This is a genomic window from Salmonella sp. 2018103 (genome assembly GCF_026247685.1).
In the GTDB taxonomy this organism is placed as follows: domain Bacteria; phylum Pseudomonadota; class Gammaproteobacteria; order Enterobacterales; family Enterobacteriaceae; genus Salmonella; species Salmonella enterica.
The window spans coordinates 1,915,105-1,934,895 of the sequence record NZ_CP111029.1 but is presented as its reverse complement, the minus strand read 5'-3'; the positions used below and the strand labels follow the sequence as shown (position 1 = coordinate 1,934,895).

Annotated in this window: 17 protein-coding genes; 4 read left to right on the top strand and 13 right to left on the bottom strand. The window is 51.2% G+C overall.

Annotated features, from left to right (window positions below; translation table 11 throughout):
• Nucleotides 1–130 precede the first annotated feature (130 nt).
• On the top strand, nucleotides 131–919 hold the full coding sequence (gene envF / locus OLG56_RS09270) for a putative envelope lipoprotein EnvF (protein WP_061377382.1): 789 nt from the start codon (nucleotides 131–133) through the stop codon (nucleotides 917–919).
• A 321-nt stretch (nucleotides 920–1,240) separates the two neighbouring features.
• Nucleotides 1,241–1,447, top strand: coding sequence for a hypothetical protein (locus tag OLG56_RS22205; RefSeq protein ID WP_031605425.1), 207 nt, complete (start codon nucleotides 1,241–1,243; stop codon nucleotides 1,445–1,447).
• 467 nt (nucleotides 1,448–1,914) lie between these two features.
• Here OLG56_RS22205 and sopF read toward each other — a convergent pair whose 3' ends face one another.
• The 4 genes from sopF to OLG56_RS09250 form a co-directional block, all read right to left on the bottom strand.
• Nucleotides 1,915–3,039: a type III secretion system effector SopF gene (sopF, locus tag OLG56_RS09265; RefSeq protein WP_061377383.1), complete on the bottom strand. Its 1,125-nt coding sequence runs from the start codon at nucleotides 3,037–3,039 to the stop codon at nucleotides 1,915–1,917.
• Between the two features lie 504 nt (nucleotides 3,040–3,543).
• A complete protein-coding gene (gene tnpA, locus OLG56_RS09260) occupies nucleotides 3,544–4,002 on the bottom strand; it encodes an IS200/IS605-like element IS200F family transposase (protein WP_000502119.1) in 459 nt (152 codons plus the stop codon).
• Between the two features lie 222 nt (nucleotides 4,003–4,224).
• Nucleotides 4,225–4,971 (bottom strand): copper homeostasis protein CutC, encoded by a 747-nt coding sequence (cutC, locus tag OLG56_RS09255; protein WP_061377442.1) that lies wholly within the window; start codon nucleotides 4,969–4,971, stop codon nucleotides 4,225–4,227.
• Nucleotides 4,972–4,990: 19 nt separating this feature from the next.
• Nucleotides 4,991–5,560, bottom strand: coding sequence for a VOC family protein (locus OLG56_RS09250; protein WP_000024794.1), 570 nt, complete (start codon nucleotides 5,558–5,560; stop codon nucleotides 4,991–4,993).
• Between the two features lie 236 nt (nucleotides 5,561–5,796).
• Between OLG56_RS09250 and argS the strand changes: the two genes are divergently transcribed.
• On the top strand, nucleotides 5,797–7,530 hold the full coding sequence (argS, locus tag OLG56_RS09245; protein ID WP_001025358.1) for an arginine--tRNA ligase: 1,734 nt from the start codon (nucleotides 5,797–5,799) through the stop codon (nucleotides 7,528–7,530).
• 188 nt (nucleotides 7,531–7,718) lie between these two features.
• Nucleotides 7,719–9,590 carry a peptidoglycan DD-transpeptidase MrdA2 gene (gene mrdA2 / locus OLG56_RS09240; protein ID WP_061377441.1) on the top strand — a complete coding sequence of 624 codons (1,872 nt, stop codon included), beginning with the start codon at nucleotides 7,719–7,721 and terminating at the stop codon, nucleotides 9,588–9,590.
• Between the two features lie 53 nt (nucleotides 9,591–9,643).
• Here mrdA2 and bglB read toward each other — a convergent pair whose 3' ends face one another.
• From bglB to tar, 9 genes are all read right to left on the bottom strand, one after another.
• The gene (gene bglB, locus OLG56_RS09235; RefSeq protein ID WP_001529208.1) at nucleotides 9,644–10,783 is read right to left on the bottom strand and encodes a beta-galactosidase BglB; all 1,140 of its coding nucleotides are present in this window, start codon (nucleotides 10,781–10,783) and stop codon (nucleotides 9,644–9,646) included.
• A 236-nt stretch (nucleotides 10,784–11,019) separates the two neighbouring features.
• Nucleotides 11,020–11,412 carry a flagellar protein FlhE gene (gene flhE, locus OLG56_RS09230; RefSeq protein ID WP_001233619.1) on the bottom strand — a complete coding sequence of 131 codons (393 nt, stop codon included), beginning with the start codon at nucleotides 11,410–11,412 and terminating at the stop codon, nucleotides 11,020–11,022.
• The gene (gene flhA, locus OLG56_RS09225) at nucleotides 11,412–13,490 is read right to left on the bottom strand and encodes a flagellar biosynthesis protein FlhA (RefSeq protein ID WP_000002386.1); all 2,079 of its coding nucleotides are present in this window, start codon (nucleotides 13,488–13,490) and stop codon (nucleotides 11,412–11,414) included. Before flhA ends, flhE begins: the two co-directional genes overlap by 1 nt.
• On the bottom strand, nucleotides 13,483–14,634 hold the full coding sequence (flhB, locus tag OLG56_RS09220; protein WP_000797084.1) for a flagellar biosynthesis protein FlhB: 1,152 nt from the start codon (nucleotides 14,632–14,634) through the stop codon (nucleotides 13,483–13,485). The genes flhA and flhB overlap by 8 nt, the downstream gene beginning before the upstream one ends.
• A 193-nt stretch (nucleotides 14,635–14,827) precedes the next feature.
• Nucleotides 14,828–15,472, bottom strand: a complete 645-nt coding sequence (gene cheZ / locus OLG56_RS09215) for a protein phosphatase CheZ (RefSeq protein ID WP_000983586.1) — start codon at nucleotides 15,470–15,472, stop codon at nucleotides 14,828–14,830.
• A 10-nt stretch (nucleotides 15,473–15,482) separates the two neighbouring features.
• Nucleotides 15,483–15,872: a chemotaxis response regulator CheY gene (cheY, locus tag OLG56_RS09210; protein ID WP_000763861.1), complete on the bottom strand. Its 390-nt coding sequence runs from the start codon at nucleotides 15,870–15,872 to the stop codon at nucleotides 15,483–15,485.
• A 17-nt stretch (nucleotides 15,873–15,889) separates the two neighbouring features.
• On the bottom strand, nucleotides 15,890–16,939 hold the full coding sequence (gene cheB / locus OLG56_RS09205) for a protein-glutamate methylesterase/protein glutamine deamidase (RefSeq protein ID WP_000036395.1): 1,050 nt from the start codon (nucleotides 16,937–16,939) through the stop codon (nucleotides 15,890–15,892).
• Nucleotides 16,936–17,802, bottom strand: a complete 867-nt coding sequence (cheR, locus tag OLG56_RS09200) for a protein-glutamate O-methyltransferase CheR (protein WP_023225908.1) — start codon at nucleotides 17,800–17,802, stop codon at nucleotides 16,936–16,938. The genes cheB and cheR overlap by 4 nt, the downstream gene beginning before the upstream one ends.
• A 153-nt stretch (nucleotides 17,803–17,955) precedes the next feature.
• Nucleotides 17,956–19,617, bottom strand: a complete 1,662-nt coding sequence (tar, locus tag OLG56_RS09195; RefSeq protein WP_000483279.1) for a methyl-accepting chemotaxis protein II — start codon at nucleotides 19,615–19,617, stop codon at nucleotides 17,956–17,958.
• Between the last annotated feature and the right edge of the window lie 174 nt (nucleotides 19,618–19,791).

The window sequence follows — 19,791 nt, the reverse complement described above, 5'->3', positions numbered from 1 at the left end:
GTAAAAATCTGAAATAAAACCAGCATGACTAAAACTTACTGCAGAGATGCATACGTATTATTACTATGTTTCCAGGATAGCCTTGACTAGTTAAGGCATCTATTTTATATAAATAATGGAAATACTTCACATGAATAAAATACATGTTACATATAAAAATCTCTTACTTCCGATTACCTTCATCGCAGCAACTCTAATTAGCGCCTGTGATAACGATAAAGATGCCATGGTGGAAGCTGAAAAAAATCAAGAAAAATACATGCAAGAAATCCAGCAAAAAGAGCACCAGCAATCAATGTTCTTTTACGACAAAGCCGAAATGCAAAAAGCTATTGCCAATATCAACGCAAAAGGTGGAGCCAATCTTGCGATTATTGAAGCCCGTTTCTTCAAGGGCGGGTATTCATTCATTCGACAAAGCGTTAACACCCCTGCTAAAGTAGAGATGTTTAAATTTAACAACGGCTACTGGGGGGGACCTTCGCCTGTCAACTTGACCATCTTTGGCACTATAACAGAGGAGCAAAAACAAGAAGCACTAAAAGAGGCTTTATTCAAATTCGACTCAATCAATTTCAGCATTATACCAGAGCGTATTCAGGAAACAATTAAACGCGCTAATGCCAGAGGCATCATTTCCGTTACGGAAGATAGCGATATCGTTGTACGAGCAGAGATAGCTCATAATGGCGAATTTGTCTACGACATTACCATTACTGCTAAAAATACAGGACGTGCGGTAATGACCTTAAATAAGGATGGTTCTATTGCCGGATATGAGACCAAAGAACCTTTCGACCCCAAAAAAGAAGCCGAAAAAGCACAGCAACTTGTTGAACAATCGAGAAAAGACATTGAAAGTCAGCGTAAAAAAGCAGCTGAAAAGATGAACGAAATACAGCAGACATTTAAAAAATAGCAGGCGATACAAACATTGATAAAAATTATAGCGCGAAAGAACGCGTGCCAGGTACTAAAGCACTGCCTGAAGACAGCGAATCGCCATTTCATTCTCTGACACTGTAATTTTTCGAATTCAAGATGTTTATTTATTGAGCCTTTTGTGGATAACCAGGTGAAGTTATGTGACGCCAGGAACCTGGTCCAGTGGGCGTACTTGTTGGAGCCAGTGTAAGGCCGGGCAGCGCGCAGAAACTGGAGCGTACACGTTGTACGTGAGAATTTCGAGCACTGCCCGGCCTAAAAATGACGAATAAGATAGATATTTTAAAGAGGTAATATGAAGAATTTTTTCAAAATAATTACTGATTTCATCGCGAATATTTCCCTTGATCTATTTGCTATATTTTTATGCATGTTATTCGTATACAAAACAGGACCATCAATTGGTGTGATATCCTTTTTTATTGCATTAATTATGTATCTCATTCTTCATTTTGTTTTTTACTCATTTCGTGAAAAAATCATAAAAAAAATATTCAAATAAGTATTTGAAATTATTGTTTTGAGGTACAAATTCAGCGTAATAAAACAGAGCAACTTAAAAACAAAAAATTAGACGTAGCGAAGTGGAAGAGGACTGCCATGTACTGGACCATGCGACAGGTCGGGAGAGGAATGTACGGGAAAGAGCGCAATACTGTCATTGATATGAGCAGGAATATCGATAGCCAGTAAATCACTCCTGTGGTAATGCAGGCCACCTGATGACTGTGAAGGTAGCTTCATCTGTAGCGCCGGTGAAGTTCAGCGATTTAAGTGAAAAGTAGCCAGCAGGCGCTTCTGCTGGTCCATATTCCTCTATTTTGCCAGGCCATACTGGAGCGCCACCCAGGTATCTGCCAGATTGTTCCTAAGCTAATAAATATAAACAGATAGCAGCTACTGCCTACCTCAAGGAGTATGCACTCATGATCATTTAAAGCTCTTTTAAAGAGCCTGATAATAAGCTTGTCAATATAATATTATGCAGTCTCTATTAAGCGCCTGGTTTATTTGTTTTGCATAATCATATAGTTGACTTTTCGAGTAAGAATTTTCTTGCAAAGACAAATAAACGTGTTTTATATCTCTAAATAAGCATACATCACCATGGATATGAGCCTCTATATAATTCCCTTCATAGCCTGTACCATAATTAGAGTGAGCTAAAAACTTTTCGCCCTTAGCCATTTTAACCAAACTCTTAAAGCAATTATAACCAAAAAAATCATTTTGACAGGATGCAATCAGGTTCTCCATATGCCAAAATGTAGATAATTTACTCGTATCCAGACCAAATCTGTGGCCGTAGATATCAAAAGGTGAGAATGTACAATTTGTTTTCACATTATCATTTAATTCAAAAAATGATTTCCCATAGGCGCTGGCACCTCCATTTTCACCGTTCAGAAAGTCCAGTGCAGCATAAATTGGTCTGCTTGTAGGGCTAAAAGTTTTACTGTTGGGAGTATATGCTACGGAAAAACCGCCTGTCTGAGCATATGGGGCATAAGGTGAATCGGCAAGCTTCTCCAGTTCAAATGCTTTAGTTTCAACTGAATCACGCCCGACATTATAAGCAGGTAAATCTCCCGGTCTGCAACCTAATGCATAAGAGTTCAGATATTCTTTATTTTTTAAGAGAGAGACAAAGTCAATTTTTGCTGCATTAAAATTTATTGTCAGCCGGGCATTTTGTAAAACATCCACCATCTTATTTAGTAAGAGAGCGCAATCTATTTCGGCACCACACTCACGACTTATCCGCCTGAGCGCTTTTTCTCTTATTATGTCAGCGTCGCGCTGACACCTGGAATGAATATGCGCAAGTACTTGTTTTCCAAAAAGGCGACCATACACCTTTTTACGCTCTTCATTGCTGATACCGCAAAATACTTCGTCAAAAGAAAGCCTGTACGCTGCGCTTACAGAACCTCTCGCCGCTCTGCTTTCTGGAAATGGCGGAACATCTTCAACAACATTTTTAATTTGCTGAATGTCTGAAGACAGAGGAGTACGTCCGACATTTTTTTCCTTATCTGTTTCCAGATATTCCGGAGCCTTCACACTTCCACTGTAGCAGATAGGTTTGAGCATATGTCTCCTGAATTTTTATGACTAATATAGCATTCACTTTCGCTGACGTATTCTTTACCAGGCTGATATTTCAACACCTCTTAACAGCCTTGTAGAAGTGCAAATAAAGACACTACTAATTTCATAAAATGCTTAATCTACCCACTATTGCAGGCAATAAATTATCACCTTTTATTGAAATAATACCCTGATAATAACAACAAATCTGATAAGGCACTTTCAAAAAATAGCCAAACCACACATCATAAAGAAAACCACTACAATCAAAATCGGTAACTATCAATTTTCAGGGAATCTCAGGTTATCATGACGATCGGGGTAAAGGATAGATTACTATTGCGGTCTGAATTGAGGAAGTTTTGATAAATTATTTTGATAACCGTTCGAATGCTAATAATAAATATCCTCCGGCATAGCCGGAGGTTTTTCAGATGCGCCTGTAAGGCTCTCTTACCAGCCGCGCCCTAACAGGCGCATACGATCTGACATTTGCATCAAACTTCGTTACTTACGGCCCGTAAACGGGCTGCCCGGATAAGGGATCGATAATTGCTCACCCATTTTATCCTCTTCAAGCTGGTGCTTTATGTAGTCCTGTATCTTCGCCGTGTTCTTACCCACCGTATCGACATAGTACCCTCTGCACCAGAACTCCCTGTTCCTGTATTTGAATTTTAGATCCCCAAACTGCTCGTAAAGCATCAGACTACTTTTACCCTTCAGATATCCCATGAAGCTCGACACACTCATCTTCGGCGGGATCTCCAGAAGCATGTGAATATGATCTGCACAACATTCCGCTTCCAGAATTCGTACGTTTTTCCATTCACACAATTTTCTTAATATGCTGCCTACTGCCCTACGCTTCTCTCCATAGAACGCTTGTCTTCGGTATTTGGGCGCGAAAACTATGTGATATTTACAGTTCCATCGGGTGTGCGCTAAGCTCTTTTCGTCCCCCATTGGGACCCCCTTTTGATTTCTTGTTGAACTTTTGCAGTTGCCAGACCGCAAGATGTTTTAACAAATCAAAAGGGGTTTTAATAACTGGCTTAAAGCTGAAAGCTTTCCGGAACCCCCAGCCTAGCTGGGGGTTTTCCATAGACAAAAAAAGGCCCCTGTTGAATTGGCAGGGGCCTGGTACGAGCAAGCATCATATTGGGCGACATGATGCAACGGTAAAAATCATTTGGCCTGATGGCGAACAATGATTCCTTTCATTTCAGCGACCGCCGCACCCTCTACCCTATAGCGAGAATACTCGTCCGCCTGTATATCGGCAGACATCGATAACCCCTGATTGCGATAGCGCATCGGCGAAGGCAGTAAGACTCCGGCGGAACTGTGTACTTCCCGTACTCCGGCATCGAGGAAATTCTGCAGGTTATTTGCACGAACCCCCGCACCAGCCATAATGATTGGAGCATCCCCCTGGGCAATAAGTTCCATAATTATTGATAAACCTTGCGCCGCATCGGCTTTTTGCCCGGAAGTCAGTACTCTTGATACGCCTGCGTCAGCCAGATTCTTTAGCGCATTGAAGGGATTAGCGCACATATCGAAGGCGCGGTGGAATGTCACTGCCAGCGGTCCGGCCGCCGCCATTATTTTTTCCATTCGCGACATATCGACATCCCCATCAACGGTCAACACGCCAGTAACCAGCCCAGGAAACCCCAACTCTCTGACGAGGCGGATATCTTCCAGCATGGCGGCAAATTCGCCGTCAGTGTAGTAAAAATCCCCGCCACGAGGACGAATAATCGGATGTACGGGAATCGTAATATGCTCGCGCACGCTGCGTAAGACGCCCAGCGAAGGCGTAAGCCCGCCTTCTTTCGGCGCAGCGCACAGTTCGATACGATCCGCGCCGTTTCGCTGCGCGGTGAGCGCGCATTCCATGCTGTAACAACAGACCTCAAGTAACGCCATATTCACTCCGCTCGGCAGGTTAATGGGCCGCCTGTTCGCTGGCGACAATCGCTTCAATCGACCATGGATGAAATTTTACCGTGATGCGGCCATCGGTCACGGCCAGCGTAGGGTTTGGCAAACGTTCATGCTCGCCCTGTGGCGAACTGGTTTTAACCACGATCCCCGGCTGACTAAGCCCCTCATCCGACAACAACGCCAGCGCCCTCGCGTTCAAGGTCTCCGGCTCGCCGGGCAGCACGATTTCAATATGCTCCCACCCTTCGTGTGGATAGCGTTTTTCTCCCGGCCACGGTAATTCAATAACAGAAAACCGCCAGTGTTCCACACATACCGGTTCATGCAGTTTAAACAGACAAATCGGCCTGCCGTTGATGATATTTTCCGACAGTAGCTCGCCGCATTGTTCAAAACCGCGACGCCAACGCTCCGCCGTCGTATTCTGGTGACAGCGCAATGAAATGTGATCGGCCTCAAGGGCGCTAATCTGCAGACCAAGGCGAGTGGAAAGTTCTCTGAACGCCAGAGTGAATCGCGGTAAATCTGCGGAAATATCATGCAGTTCATCAATGTGTTGCCAGTTCGCCATATCAGGACGCTCTTCTTGCTGTGAAAACCGCTAATTTACGCTGTTGCGCCCCGGCAACCAACCTTTGATTTGATTGGGCGTTTATTGAATGCTTATGCAGATTATTGTTGCGTATATTTCAGGCGACGCGCCGCGCGCGCAATGCTGACGCCAACGGGCATTTGCAGTATACTCCCGCCCTAATTCTTAAACTGGCGCGGGCAATACAGTCCGCTTCATAAACGTAAGGTATTCCGGTGAATATTCAGGCTCTTCTCTCAGAAAAAGTTAGTCAGGCCATGATTGCTGCAGGCGCGCCTGCAGATTGCGAGCCCCAGGTTCGTCAGTCAGCCAAAGTTCAGTTCGGCGACTATCAGGCCAACGGCATGATGGCAGTTGCGAAAAAACTGGGTATGGCCCCCCGACAACTTGCAGAGCAGGTGCTGACTCATCTGGATCTCAGCGGCATCGCCAGCAAGGTTGAAATCGCCGGCCCTGGCTTTATCAATATTTTCCTCGAACCGGCTTTTCTCGCTGAACAGGTGCAGCAGGCGCTGGCCTCCGATCGTCTGGGCGTTTCTCAGCCGACTCGCCAGACGATTGTCGTTGACTACTCCGCGCCCAACGTCGCGAAAGAGATGCACGTTGGTCATCTACGCTCCACGATTATCGGCGATGCGGCTGTGCGCACGCTGGAGTTTCTGGGCCATCATGTTATTCGCGCTAACCACGTCGGCGACTGGGGCACCCAGTTCGGTATGCTTATCGCCTGGCTGGAAAAACAGCAGCAGGAAAACGCGGGCGACATGGCGCTGGCGGATCTCGAAGGATTTTACCGCGATGCGAAAAAGCATTATGACGAAGATGAAGCGTTTGCCGAGCGCGCGCGTAACTACGTCGTCAAATTGCAGAGCGGTGATGCCTATTTCCGTGAGATGTGGCGTAAGCTGGTTGATATCACGATGACGCAAAACCAGATCACTTATGATCGTCTGAACGTCACTTTGACTCGTGACGATGTGATGGGCGAAAGTCTGTATAATCCGATGCTGCCGGGCATCGTCGCCGATCTGAAAGCCAAAGGCCTGGCGGTTGAAAGCGAAGGCGCAACGGTGGTTTTCCTTGATGAGTTTAAAAACAAGGAAGGCGACCCGATGGGCGTCATTATTCAGAAGAAAGATGGCGGTTATTTGTATACCACTACCGATATCGCCTGCGCCAAATACCGTTACGAAACGCTGCACGCCGACCGCGTGCTCTACTACATTGACTCCCGTCAGCACCAGCACCTGATGCAAGCCTGGACCATTGTGCGCAAAGCCGGTTATGTGCCGGATTCCGTTCCGCTGGAACACCACATGTTCGGCATGATGTTGGGTAAAGACGGTAAACCGTTTAAAACTCGCGCGGGCGGTACGGTGAAACTGGCGGATCTGTTGGATGAGGCGCTGGAGCGCGCGCGTCGTCTGGTGGCGGAGAAGAACCCGGATATGCCGGCTGACGAGCTGGAAAAACTGGCTAACGCCGTCGGTATTGGCGCGGTGAAATACGCCGATCTGTCAAAAAACCGCACCACTGACTATATCTTCGACTGGGATAATATGTTGGCTTTCGAAGGCAATACCGCTCCTTATATGCAGTATGCCTATACGCGTGTGCTGTCTGTTTTCCGTAAAGCGGACATCGACGAGCAGGCGCTGGCGAGCGCGCCGGTTATCATTAGCGAAGATCGCGAAGCGCAACTCGCTGCCCGTCTGCTGCAGTTTGAAGAAACCCTGACGGTGGTCGCGCGTGAAGGTACGCCGCACGTCATGTGCGCGTATCTGTATGACGTCGCCGGGCTGTTCTCCGGCTTCTACGAGCACTGCCCTATTCTCAGCGCCGAGAATGATGCGGTTCGCAATAGCCGCCTAAAACTGGCGCAACTGACGGCGAAGACGCTGAAACTGGGTCTGGATACGTTGGGTATCGAAACCGTAGAACGCATGTAAACGCGTCGTCGTTAACATCATCAGGCCTGATTCCGGGGAACGGACTCAGGCCTTTTTATTGCCACAGCGGTATATCTGTAACAAATCACAAGGAATGACACATTTCTATAGAGAGATGGAACATCTTTTACCTGTGCTGGCGCTGACCGCCCCGTATCATTAGGCGGCGGATTGTTCAGGTACAGGTAATGACTTTTAAAGACTTTGATGCGGAAGAGAAACTCTTCCTGAGACGTGTGATTGTGGCGTTTGGTGTAGTGGTTGTCTGCTTTGGTATCCTGATCTTTAACCTCTATAACTTGCAAATCCGCCAGCACCACTACTACACAACCCGTTCGAATGAGAACGATATCAAGATGCTACCCGTCGCGCCCACGCGCGGCATCATTTACGATCGCAACGGCATTCCGCTGGTGCGTAACGTAACCTGGTATGATATCGCGGTTACGCCCTATAAAATTGCCGATATGGATGCGCTGCTAAAACAGCTCACCCCTATTGTTGATCTCTCCCCCGACGATATCGCCGACTTTCGCCATGCGCTAAAATCCAGTAGCCGCTATCGTCCGGTGGTGCTCAAAAACGCGCTAACGGATGTTGAAATCGCACGCTTTGCGGTCAATCAGTTTCATTTCAACGGCGTCACGATCAATAGCTATCAGGATCGGCAGTATCCTTACGGCGCGGAGCTGGCGCATGTTCTCGGTTACGTGTCAAAGATAAACGATAACGACCTTAAAGCGCTGGATAAAAAAGGGCTGGCAGAGAATTACGCGGCGGACCATAACATCGGTAAACAGGGGATTGAGCGTTACTACGAAAACGATCTTCATGGCAAAACCGGTTATCAGGAGGTCGAGGTGGATAATCACGGGCGTATTGTCCGCCTGCTGAAAGACGTTCCTCCCATCGCGGGTAAGAATATTCACCTGGCGCTGGATCTCCATTTACAAGAGTACATTGAAAGTTTGCTGGCCGGGCAGCGTGCTGCCGTACTGGTTGAAGATCCGCACGATGGTTCAGTGCTGGCGATGGTATCTATGCCCAGCTACGACCCGAACCCCTTTGTAAAAGGCATTAGCTATCAGGATTACGGCAAACTGCTGCACGATAAAAATCTGCCGCTGATCAACCGCGTGACGCAAGGGCTTTATCCCCCGGCGTCAACGGTTAAACCCTATATGGCGATGTCCGCGCTGTTATGCGGGATTATTACGCCGCAAACCACCTTCTTTGGCGCGCCAACCTGGACGCTTCCCGGCACGCAGCGGCATTACCGGGACTGGAAAAAAACCGGACACGGTATGCTGGATGTCACTAAAGCGATTGAGGAATCTGCGGATACCTTTTTCTATCAGGTCGCTTATATGATGGGTATTGACCGTATCGACACGATGTTGTCTCAGTTCGGCTATGGCAAACCGACGGGCATCGACCTTAATGAAGAGTATGACGGGCTGCTTCCCAGCCGCGCATGGAAACAGCGGGTCCATAAAAAAGCCTGGTATCAGGGCGATACCATCTCTGTCGGCATCGGCCAGGGTTACTGGATTGCCACCCCCATCCAGATGGTAAAAGCGATGGTGGCGCTCATCAACAACGGTAAGGTGATTGCCCCTCACCTGTTACTCAATGAAGAGAGCGGCAAAACGGTGGTTCCGTATCGCCCTTCAGGAACACCGGCACAGATAGCCGATCCGGCGTCGCCATACTGGGGACTGGTGCGTCAGGCGATGTATGGCATGGCGAATGCACCCAACGGAACGGGCTATAAGTTCTTTCACACAGCGCCCTACGGCATTGCGGCCAAAAGCGGCACGTCGCAGGTATTTAGCCTGAAAGAAAATCAGACCTACAACGCGAAAATGATCCCCATTCGCCTGCGCGATCATGTGTTTTATACCGCTTTTGCACCGTATAAAAACCCTAAGGTCGCTATTGCCTTGATTCTGGAAAACGGCGGAAGCGACGGCGTTACCGCCGCGCCCATCATGCGAAAAATCCTTGACCACCTGTTTGATCCACAGGCTGATACCACGCAGCCAGGTCAGGTGCCATAGTCAAATAAGCAAAGCGCCATCAGACAAGGATACGCCCGGAATATCCGCATACATCAGAAATAGTTACGCAGATATTCCGTCAAACACAGCATTGCCATCGCCTGCCCGTAAGGCATAGAGGTCAACGGAATGTGACGGTAAAAATCGAGATCGTGGCCCATGCCAGTGCCAAATGACGTTTGCAGCAGTTCGCCTTCCGGCGAGATATGTTTCACTATCCCCCGAATAGCTTTTTCCGCCACCTGCGCATAGTGCCGTTCGACATAGCGTTTGCGCACCGCTTTAAGAATACCGTAGGCAAAACCCGCCGTCGCCGACGCCTCAAGATAAGAGTGCGGATCGTCAAGCAGCGTATGCCACAAACCGCTTTCATCCTGACATTTCGCCAGCGCGGCGATCTGCGCATTCAGTACCTGGATCAGGTAACGGCGCACGGCATTATTTTCCGGCAAGTCCAGCAGTTCAAGAAAATCCGGGATCACAATGGTCAGCCAACTGTTGCCGCGCGCCCAGCGAGCGTTAGCGAAGTTATGATGACCGTCATAGCTCCAGCCGTGGAACCACAGCCCCGTCTCTTTATCCATCAAATTCTGCACGTGTAGCAGGAACTGATAGGTTGCCTCTTCCACATATTCCGGCCGGTTCAGCAGCTTACCGATTTTCGCCAGCGGCAGCACCGTCATCATTAGCGTGTCGTCCCACATCTGCTGATGATTTTCCTCCGCCAGCGTGATGTGCTGCATTCCACCGTGATCGGTTCGGGGCATTTCATTCATCGCCCATTCGGCCCACGTTTCCAGCCACGGTAAATACGCTGGATTACGCGTCTCTTCATAGCGATACGCCAGCGTTAAAAATGGCGCCATCGTATTAACGTTTTTCGTCGTCGCGCCTTCCGCAAAACGATCGGCAAACCAGTCATCAATGATCTTACGCATCGTCTGGTCGCCGGTCTGTTGGTAATAGTGATACATTCCGTACAGGCCCACGCCGTGCGTCCACTCCCATCCGGCCCAGCCTTTAGTATCGATCACGCGTCCGTCGTCCAGTCGCAATAAAAATTCGCCTGTCTCATCTTTAATATTGACCAGGTTATGCGTCACCTTTTGCACCAGGGCTTTTAGTTCATCTCTGGCGATAAAATGCTCAGGCTGACGCAATAGCGGACTGTGTTTGACTGGATAAACCATCATTTGCTTAACCTCTGTGTAATGTCGAATTCAGTGCTGCGTGCAGTTTTACCGCCGACGCAGTCGATTCGCTACAGTAAAAGCTAAGCTGGGCGGAAACCTTTTTGTTTCTGCCATTGCCAGAGCGTAAATGGCAAAAACGCAAAGAGTCCGGCAATCTACCTCACCATTTTATAAAACAGCGTTTCTATTTATTCAAAAAGAGAGTCAGGTCTGCTACCTGGCAAAGAAAGGGGCGGTTAGCGGTAGTTCACAATCACCTGATTGCTCCGCACTTTTAACGCCGGGATAAGTCGGCCGCCGCCGGGGACTTCCCAGACAAAGCGGAGCGGCTCGACTGCGGGAACATGAGCAAAACCGTGGGTCGTGCCACTCTGACCATCAAGTTCTACGCAACGGGACTGGGAACATAAACGTACCCGTAAGCCCGCGGGGGTCGGGCCATTCAGTTCATAACGCCAGGCGACCAACGTCATCACACCGGAAACCGGCTGACGCGCCGACAATGGCGAAGACGATGCGGAAACGCCCCGGTAATTTAAGGTTACGCCCATACCGCTATCCTGCCACGCGCCTTCGCCTGCGGCCTGAACCGTCAGGGGAAAGAGCAACAACGCCAGCCATTTACGCATTATTTTCCTCCAATGGTCGCCGTCATGCGGATATGACGGTTATCGGAAAGCTCAAGGTTCGACAACACCACCAGCTGCGGTAAACTGCGCCGCAAAAAGCGGGACAATAATGGACGTAGCGCATGGTTAACCAGCAATACCGGCGGCGCGCCAAGCATTTCCTGGCGAGAAAGCGCCTCTTGCGTCTGCGCCAGCAGGCGATCCGCCAACCCCGGCTCAAGTCCACCGCCGCCCTGCAATGCCTGAAGCAGCAAACGCTCCAGCGCGGTATCCAGGCCAATCACCTGCACTTCTTCATTACCGGGGAACCACTGTTGCGTAATCGCTCGTCCTAATGCCACGCGTACCACGGCGGTTAATTCATGCGGATCGCTTTGTAACGGCGCATGTTCCGCCAGCGTTTCCAGAATGGTGCGCATATCGCGAATCGGGACTTTTTCCGCCAGTAAGTTTTGCAGGACTTTATGTAAAGTCGTGAGGGTCACGACGCCGGGGACCAGATCTTCCGTGAGTTTAGGCATCTCCTGAGAGACACGATCCAACAGTTGCTGCGCTTCCTGGCGGCCAAACAGTTCGGCGGAGAATTGGCCAATCAAGTGGTTAAGGTGCGTCGCCACAACGGTACTGGCTTCAACAACGGTAAAGCCCTGAATTTGCGCCTGCTCTTTCAGGGCGCTTTCAATCCAGATGGCATCAAGGCCAAAAGCTGGATCGACGGTTTTCTCGCCCGGTAGCGTTCCCGCCGCCGTGCCAGGGTTAATAGCCAGCCAGCGTCCCGGATAGGCGTCCCCGCTGCCAATCTCTACCCCTTTCATCAAAATACGGTAGCGCGCAGGCTGTAAATCCATATTGTCGCGAATATGGACAACCGGCGGCAGGAACCCCATATCCTGAGCGAATTTTTTACGAATACTGCGAATACGTCCGAGCAATTCGCCATCCTGTTGAAAATCCACCATCGGGATCAGGCGGTAGCCCACTTCCATCCCCAGTGAATCCTCAAGCTGTACGTCATTCCAGGTGGCTTCGACCACCGAGTTATTTTCCGGCATTTTTACCGGCTGCGGCTCCTCCGGCGCTTTTTCTTCACGCCCGCGCAGCCACCATGCCAGGCCGAGCAAAGCGGCGGTAAAGAGTAAAAATACCAGGTTAGGCATTCCTGGCACCATGCCAAGCAGCCCCAGCACCGCCGCCGCCAGCAGCATCACCCTTGGATTACTGAACAGTTGGCCAACCATCTGCTCGCCTACATCCTGATCGGTACTGACGCGGGTCACAATGACGCCCGCCGCCGTGGAGATAACCAGCGCCGGGATCTGGGCGACCAGGCCGTCGCCAATGGTCAGCAGGGTGTAGCTTTCCGCCGCGCTGCCTATGCTCATTCCGTGCTGCAATACGCCGACCAGCAGCCCGCCTACCACGTTAATGACCATGATGAGAATACCGGCGATGGCGTCGCCGCGCACAAATTTACTTGCCCCGTCCATCGAGCCGTAGAAATCGGCTTCCTGAGTGACTTCCGAACGCCGTTTTTTGGCCTCGTCTTCACCAATCAGACCGGCATTAAGATCGGCGTCAATCGCCATTTGCTTGCCGGGCATACCGTCCAGCACAAAGCGCGCGCCGACTTCGGCAATACGTCCGGCGCCTTTGGTGATGACCATGAAGTTGATAATGACGAGGATGATAAAAACCACAATCCCGATCGCGAAGTTACCGCCGACCAGGAAATGACCAAACGCCTCCACCACCTTTCCCGCCGCCGCCGCGCCGGTATGCCCTTCCATCAAAATAATGCGCGTTGAGGCTACGTTAAGCGCCAGACGCAGTAGCGTGGTAAACAGCAGAATGGTCGGAAACGCGGCAAAATCCAGAGTACGCTGGGTAAACATCGCCACCAGCAGCACCATAATCGATAGCGCAATATTAAAGGTAAACAATAAGTCGAGGATAAAAGCAGGTAGCGGCAGCACCATCATCGACAAAATCAGCAGAATGAGGATCGGCCCGGCAAGAATTTGCCATTGCGTCGATTTCAGGTTGCTGGGCAGGCGCAGCATCGCGACCAGATTAGCCATCAGTATTCTTCTCGTTCATAAAATCCAGCGCTTCTGGCACCGGAAGGTTCTCAGGTTGTGGAGGACGTTGCCCGCCCGCAAGCCGCCAGCGTTTAAGCTGCCAGACCCAGGCCAACACTTCCGCAACGGCAGCATATAACTGCCCGGGAATTTGCTGACCGATTTCGGCGTGGCGATATAATGCCCGCGCCAGCGGCGGCGCTTCTAAAGTGGGAACCCGATGTTCAGCGCCGATCTCGCGAATGCGCAGCGCTATTAATCCAGCCCCCTTCGCGACCACTTTCGGCGCGCTCATTTTGTTTTCGTCATACTGCAGCGCCACGGAATAGTGCGTCGGGTTAGTGACAATGACGTCCGCTTTCGGCACATCTTCCATCATGCGGCGCTGCGCGGCGGCGCGTTGCATCTGGCGAATTTTGCCCTTAACATGCGGATCGCCTTCGCTCTCTTTAAATTCGTCGCGAATGTCCTGTCGCGACATGCGTAATTTTTTCAGGTGGCTAAAGATCTGGAAAAACACGTCAAATCCCACCATCGGAATCACGCCCAGTACCACCAGTAACGCGCAGAGTCCAACCAGATCCAGCGCATTCCCCATTGCGACGATCGGCGACTCCGCCATCAAGCGCATCATTTGCGGCCAGTTATGCCAGAGATAAAAGCCGGTAACGCAGCCGACCAGCGTGGATTTCAACACCGCTTTTAGCAGTTCCGCGCCAGTCTGCGCCGAAAACATGCGCTTAATTCCCGGCAGCGGGTTTAATTTAGAAAATTTTGGCTGTAGCGACTTACCGCTAAAAATCAGGCCGCCAAGCATGACCGGCGAGATAAGCGCCACCAGCACCACGCCCGCGATGAGCGGTAGCAGTGCCATCATCGCCGCTTTAATCAGCAAAATTATCTGCCCCAGGATCAGGTTAGGATCGTTCACCATACGGTGATCGAAGTGCAGGCCTGCTGAGAGCATTCCCGCCAGTTGCCGCGCTAACGACTCGCCGCCGAACCAAATAATACAAACGCCCACCAGCAATATCAGCAGTGAGGTCAGTTCTCTGGAACGGGGGATCTGCCCTTCTTCCCGCGCTTTTTCAAGTCGGTGGGGTGTGGGGGCTTCTGTTTTGTCGTCGTCGCTCTCTTCTGCCACGCAGCAAACCCTGGATAGATTGATAAGCGAGAATGATGCCAGAACCGCTTTACGCCAATGGGCAGAGTAAGCGGTAAAAAAGGCGGGGTTTATGGCGTTAATAGAGATAGCCGGATACGATAAGAAAGTCTCGTATCCGGCCTGGTTGACGGATTCGGACCCGATAAGCGCAGCGCCATCAGGTCAAAAAAGCTTAAAAGCCAAGACTGTCCAGCAGGTCGTCCACCTGATCCTGACTGGCGACGACGCCAGCTTTCGAGGTATCCACCTGCGGGCCGTTGAGTAAGCTTTCGTTCTCGCGTTTTGGTCGCGCGCTCTGTTCCGGGATGTTTTCCAGCAGCACCATTAACAACTGGCGCTCAATCTCCTGAATCACGTCCATCATGCGTTTGATCACCTGACCCGTCAGATCCTGGAAATCCTGCGCCATCATGATGTCCAGCAGTTGCGCGTTAGTAAAGCTGGTATGGCCCGGGACATCCCTGAGAAACTGGCGCGTATCCGTCACCAGTTCACGGGCGTCGGAAAGCTCGATCGGATTGTCAAACCACTCGTCCCAACGTTGGGTTAGCGCTTTCGCCTCTTTTTCCATCGCATCCTGATGCGGCTGCGAAGCTTCGACACTGTTTAGCGCGCGTTCCGCCGCCTGCGCCGTCATCTGGACGACGTAATCCAGACGGTCGCGCGCATCAGGGATCGCCTCCGCCGCTTCGGCAATCGCCTGGTCCAGCCCCAGTTCACGCAGGCTGTCGCGCAGCATTCGGGTCAGACTACCGATGCGCGCAATGATGTCTCCTGCTGAGCCTTCATCAGCAGGCTTGATAGATGGTTGCATCATCATCGCATCCTCACATGCCCAGTTTCTCAAAGATTTTGTTGAGCTTCTCTTCCAGAGTCGCTGCGGTGAACGGTTTTACGACATAACCGCTGGCGCCAGCCTGTGCGGCGGCGATAATATTCTCTTTCTTGGCTTCCGCCGTGACCATCAACACGGGTAACGCCGACATGGCGCTATCGGCGCGAATGGTTTTCAGCAGCTCCAGGCCATCCATATTCGGCATGTTCCAGTCGGAGATAATAAAACCAAAGCCGCCCGCCTGGAGCTTGTTCAGCGCATCGACGCCGTCTTCGGCCTCTTCCACATTGTTAAATCCAAGCTCTTTTAAGAGGTTGCGCACGATACGACGCATGGTCGAAAAGTCATCCACAACCAAAAATTTAAGCTCTTTATCCGCCATAAAATACTACTCCTGGTTCAAATACGTATCGCCTGTCCGGCACTGATTTTCGCCAGCATCTGCTGGCTTACCTGGCTAAGATCGACCACTTCGCTTACGCCACCCATATTGATGGCCTCGCGCGGCATGCCGAACACCACACAACTTGCTTCGTTTTGCGCAATGGTCCAGGCGCCAGCCTGGTACATCGCTAACATTCCAGCGGCGCCATCGTTGCCCATCCCCGTAAGAATGACGCCTACGGCGTTGCGCCCCGCGTGTTTCGCCACCGAATGAAACAGCACATCCACGGAAGGCCGATGCCGGTTTACCGGCGGGCCATCATGAATTTTGATTTGATAATTCGCCCCGCTACGCGCCAGCTCCATATGCTTGTCGCCGGGCGCAATGTAGGCATGACCTGGCAATACGCGTTCGCCGTCCTCGGCCTCCTTCACGCTGATTTGACAGAGTTTATTCAGGCGCTCGGCAAACGAGCGGGTAAAGCCAGGCGGCATATGCTGCGTAATAATCACTGCCGGACTGGAAAGCGGCAGCGGTTGCAGCACATGTCGGATAGCTTCAGTACCGCCCGTTGAAGCGCCGATAGCAATCAGTTTCTCCGAACTGAGGAGCGGACCGGCTTTTAAGGTTGCCGGGGCCGCCACCGGTTTATGTGCGGCGATGCGGGCCCGCGCGGCGGTACGCACTTTTTCGGCGATCATCTCGCTATACGCCAGCATACCTTCACGAATGCCAAGCTGCGGTTTAGTGACAAAATCGATGGCCCCCAACTCCAGCGCCCGTAGCGTCACTTCGGAACCTTTACCGGTCAGCGAAGAGACCATCACCACCGGCATCGGTCGCAGGCGCATCAGTTTTTCCAGAAAATCGAGGCCGTCCATACGCGGCATCTCAACGTCCAGGGTCAATACGTCCGGATTAAATTTTTTGATGAGATCCCTGGCGACCAACGGGTCCGGCGCAGTCGCCACCATCTCCATGTCGCTATGGCTATTAATAATTTCAGTCATGATTTGGCGCATTAGCGCGGAATCATCAACTGACAATACCCTGATTTTACTCATGCTTTATCCTTACTTAGCGCATACACCGTCTGTCCGCGCAGGCTAAACTCGCGCACGAGGTTGCTAAAGTTTTCTGAGTGACCGGCAAACAACAGTCCGTCAGGTTTAAGGAGTGGAACAAAACGGCGCAGAATGTCCTCCTGAGTCGTTTTATCAAAATAGATCATGACGTTACGGCAAAAAATCGCGTCAAAGGGATCAGGTACGTTGTACTGCTTTTCCAACAAATTAACGGAGGAAAATTCAACATAATTGGCCAGTTCCTGACGCACGCGCACCAGTCCTTCATGCGGCCCCGTACCGCGCATGAAATAACGTTGTAGCTGCTGCGGCGATAACGTTTTCAGTTCGCTGAGGCGATAAATACCGCTTCTCGCTTTTTCCAGCACTTCAGTATCAATATCGCTGGCGAATACTTTCCAGCGACCGGGGGCCATCCCCAACGCATCCGCCAGCGTAATGGCGATACTGTAAGGTTCTTCTCCTGTCGATGCCGCCGCACTCCAGACGCGGTACTCGCCGTGGCGGCGACGCGCATGTTCCGCAAGGATGGGAAAATGGTGCGCCTCGCGAAAAAAAGCGGTCAGGTTGGTAGTCAGAGCGTTGATAAAAGCCTGCCACTCAGCGCTGTTTTGGTTAGCCTCCAGCATACTGAGATAACGGCCAAAATCATCCAGTCCCAGGGCACGCAGCCGACGGACCAGGCGGTTATAAACCATATCCCGCTTATGGTCGGCCAGCACGATCCCTGCGCGCTGGTAGATTAATTGACATATCCGACGAAAATGCGCGTCGGACAGCGCGAGGCGCTGTGTCATCTGTAACAATACTGACGTTTGCCCGGGGGGCAGAGATGATGTCATAGCGCCTTCTTAATCACATTCAAAATACAACGGGCGCGCCCTGCGGCAGCGCCATGCTTCCCGTATTACACATTTTTTGCTTTTATCTATGCGAACCAGACGAAAGGGATCGGCGGGTTCGCAAATTAATCGATAACCGACAGCGCACGTCGATCAGAAGGTTTCCCAGTTCGCATCATCCCCGGCGGCTAAGGGCCGCGGCGTATTGCCGGACTGAGCGTCCACTGACAAACGCATCTCAGGTTTATTTACCGCCAGCGGTCGCGATGCCAGGCGGAAAGCCGATACCGCCTGGGTCAGACGGCTGGCCTGCTCTTCCAGCGCGGCGGCGGCCGCTGCGGATTCCTGAACCAGCGAGGCGTTCTGTTGCGTTACGCGATCCATTTCGGAAACGGCCAAAGCGACCTGATCGATACCCCGGCTTTGCTCATCCGAGGCGGAGGCGATTTCGCCCATGATATCCGTGACGCGTGTAACGGCATTGACGATGTCAGTCATGGTTTCCCCAGCGCTCTCCACCAGCACAGAACCGGTATCGACACGCGAGACGGAATCTTCAATCAACGCTTTTATTTCTTTCGCCGCCTGGGCGCTGCGGCTGGCCAGATTACGCACCTCGCCTGCCACGACCGCAAAACCGCGCCCCTGCTCTCCCGCGCGCGCCGCTTCTACCGCCGCGTTCAGCGCCAGAATGTTAGTCTGGAAGGCAATACCGTCGATAACGCTGATAATGTCAGCGATTTTTTTCGAACTGTCGGCAATTTCGTGCATAGTGTTTACTACGCCGTCGACCACTTTGCCGCCATGACGCGCGGTCTCGGAGGCGCTTTGCGCCAGTTGCGAAGCCTGACGGGCGTTATCGGCGTTTTGCTTCACGGTGGCCGTCAGTTGTTCCATGCTGGCCGCCGTCTCTTCCAGAGCGGAGGCTTGTTGTTCGGTACGGGAAGAGAGGTCGGTATTACCGGCGGCAATTTCACTGGTGCCGGAATAAATCGCATCCGAACCTTCACGAACCTGCGTCACGGTGTCAATCAGCGAGCGTTGCATATGTTCAACCGTTCCCGCCAGTTCGCCAATTTCATTACGTCCTGAGACGGTGAGCGTTTTCGTCAGATCGCCGCTGGCAATTTCACGGATATGAGTAATCACTCGCGCTAATGGGTTAAGCAGGGCATGACGAATGCCGAACCAAACCACCATCAAAATCAGCACCAGCACGACCGCAAGAACCCCCAGTTGCCATTGCGCAAAACGGTAGTCATGAGCGCTTTGATCAAATGTCTGGCGGTACAGGTTTTCGCTCACCCGGGCGTAATTGCCCAGCGCCTCGCCCAACGCGTTTTGCATTCCCTGGGTTGGCTGGGCGAAGTAGGCATCCATATTGCCATTGTCCAGAAACTGAATAAGTTCGGTTAATGCGGCCTGATAGCGCTGATATTTTTCATCGACGTTCGCGCTGGCCTCCGCCATCGCTGGCAATGGCGTCATGTTTTTGAAATTGGCGTAGTGCGCCGCCGCCTGTGCGAGGGTCGTTTTTGCATTCTGGAGTAAATCCGTTTTGGCGCTGCTCTGCTGGTTAGAAGCGTCCATCATCATGCGTGCGGCGGAGCGGCTCAGGTTAATGCGCGTTTGCAGCATTAAGTCCCATGTCGACGTGAGTTCGCTTTGTTGCTGGCGTAATTCGTTAGAAATAACAAAACCTTGCTGGTTATGCTGTAATGAAGAAAACAGCAAACCACCGGAAACAAGCTGTAGCAGTGCGAAAACCCCCAGCACCATCATCAGCATTGTGACAACGCGGATACGGTTAAACATAAGGCACCTTCCTGATAACGAGTTATCAACGTTATCGGCACCTGCGGTGATAACTTTACTTTTGCAAAAAGGAAATACGCTGTTCCGGAAGACGACATTGACAATAACAGTGTCGCAGCGGCGATGCCGACGCAAAATGCAGGGGCTGGGCGCGGGCGATGAAGAGGCACTCTC

Excerpts from the sequence above, each read along its gene's own strand:
- OLG56_RS22205 (WP_031605425.1), top strand. The coding sequence starts at position 1,241 with ATGAAGAATTTTTTCAAAATAATTACTGATTTCATCGCGAATATTTCC.
- cheY (WP_000763861.1), bottom strand. The coding sequence starts at position 15,872 with ATGGCGGATAAAGAGCTTAAATTTTTGGTTGTGGATGACTTTTCGACC.
- flhE (WP_001233619.1), bottom strand. The coding sequence starts at position 11,412 with ATGCGTAAATGGCTGGCGTTGTTGCTCTTTCCCCTGACGGTTCAGGCC.
- bglB (WP_001529208.1), bottom strand. The coding sequence starts at position 10,783 with ATGATGGTTTATCCAGTCAAACACAGTCCGCTATTGCGTCAGCCTGAG.
- OLG56_RS09250 (WP_000024794.1), bottom strand. The coding sequence starts at position 5,560 with ATGGCGAACTGGCAACACATTGATGAACTGCATGATATTTCCGCAGAT.
- tar (WP_000483279.1), bottom strand. The coding sequence starts at position 19,617 with ATGTTTAACCGTATCCGCGTTGTCACAATGCTGATGATGGTGCTGGGG.
- sopF (WP_061377383.1), bottom strand. The coding sequence starts at position 3,039 with ATGCTCAAACCTATCTGCTACAGTGGAAGTGTGAAGGCTCCGGAATAT.
- tnpA (WP_000502119.1), bottom strand. The coding sequence starts at position 4,002 with ATGGGGGACGAAAAGAGCTTAGCGCACACCCGATGGAACTGTAAATAT.
- mrdA2 (WP_061377441.1), top strand. The coding sequence starts at position 7,719 with ATGACTTTTAAAGACTTTGATGCGGAAGAGAAACTCTTCCTGAGACGT.
- cheZ (WP_000983586.1), bottom strand. The coding sequence starts at position 15,472 with ATGATGCAACCATCTATCAAGCCTGCTGATGAAGGCTCAGCAGGAGAC.
- cutC (WP_061377442.1), bottom strand. The coding sequence starts at position 4,971 with ATGGCGTTACTTGAGGTCTGTTGTTACAGCATGGAATGCGCGCTCACC.
- cheB (WP_000036395.1), bottom strand. The coding sequence starts at position 16,939 with ATGAGTAAAATCAGGGTATTGTCAGTTGATGATTCCGCGCTAATGCGC.
- cheR (WP_023225908.1), bottom strand. The coding sequence starts at position 17,802 with ATGACATCATCTCTGCCCCCCGGGCAAACGTCAGTATTGTTACAGATG.
- envF (WP_061377382.1), top strand. The coding sequence starts at position 131 with ATGAATAAAATACATGTTACATATAAAAATCTCTTACTTCCGATTACC.
- flhA (WP_000002386.1), bottom strand. The coding sequence starts at position 13,490 with ATGGCTAATCTGGTCGCGATGCTGCGCCTGCCCAGCAACCTGAAATCG.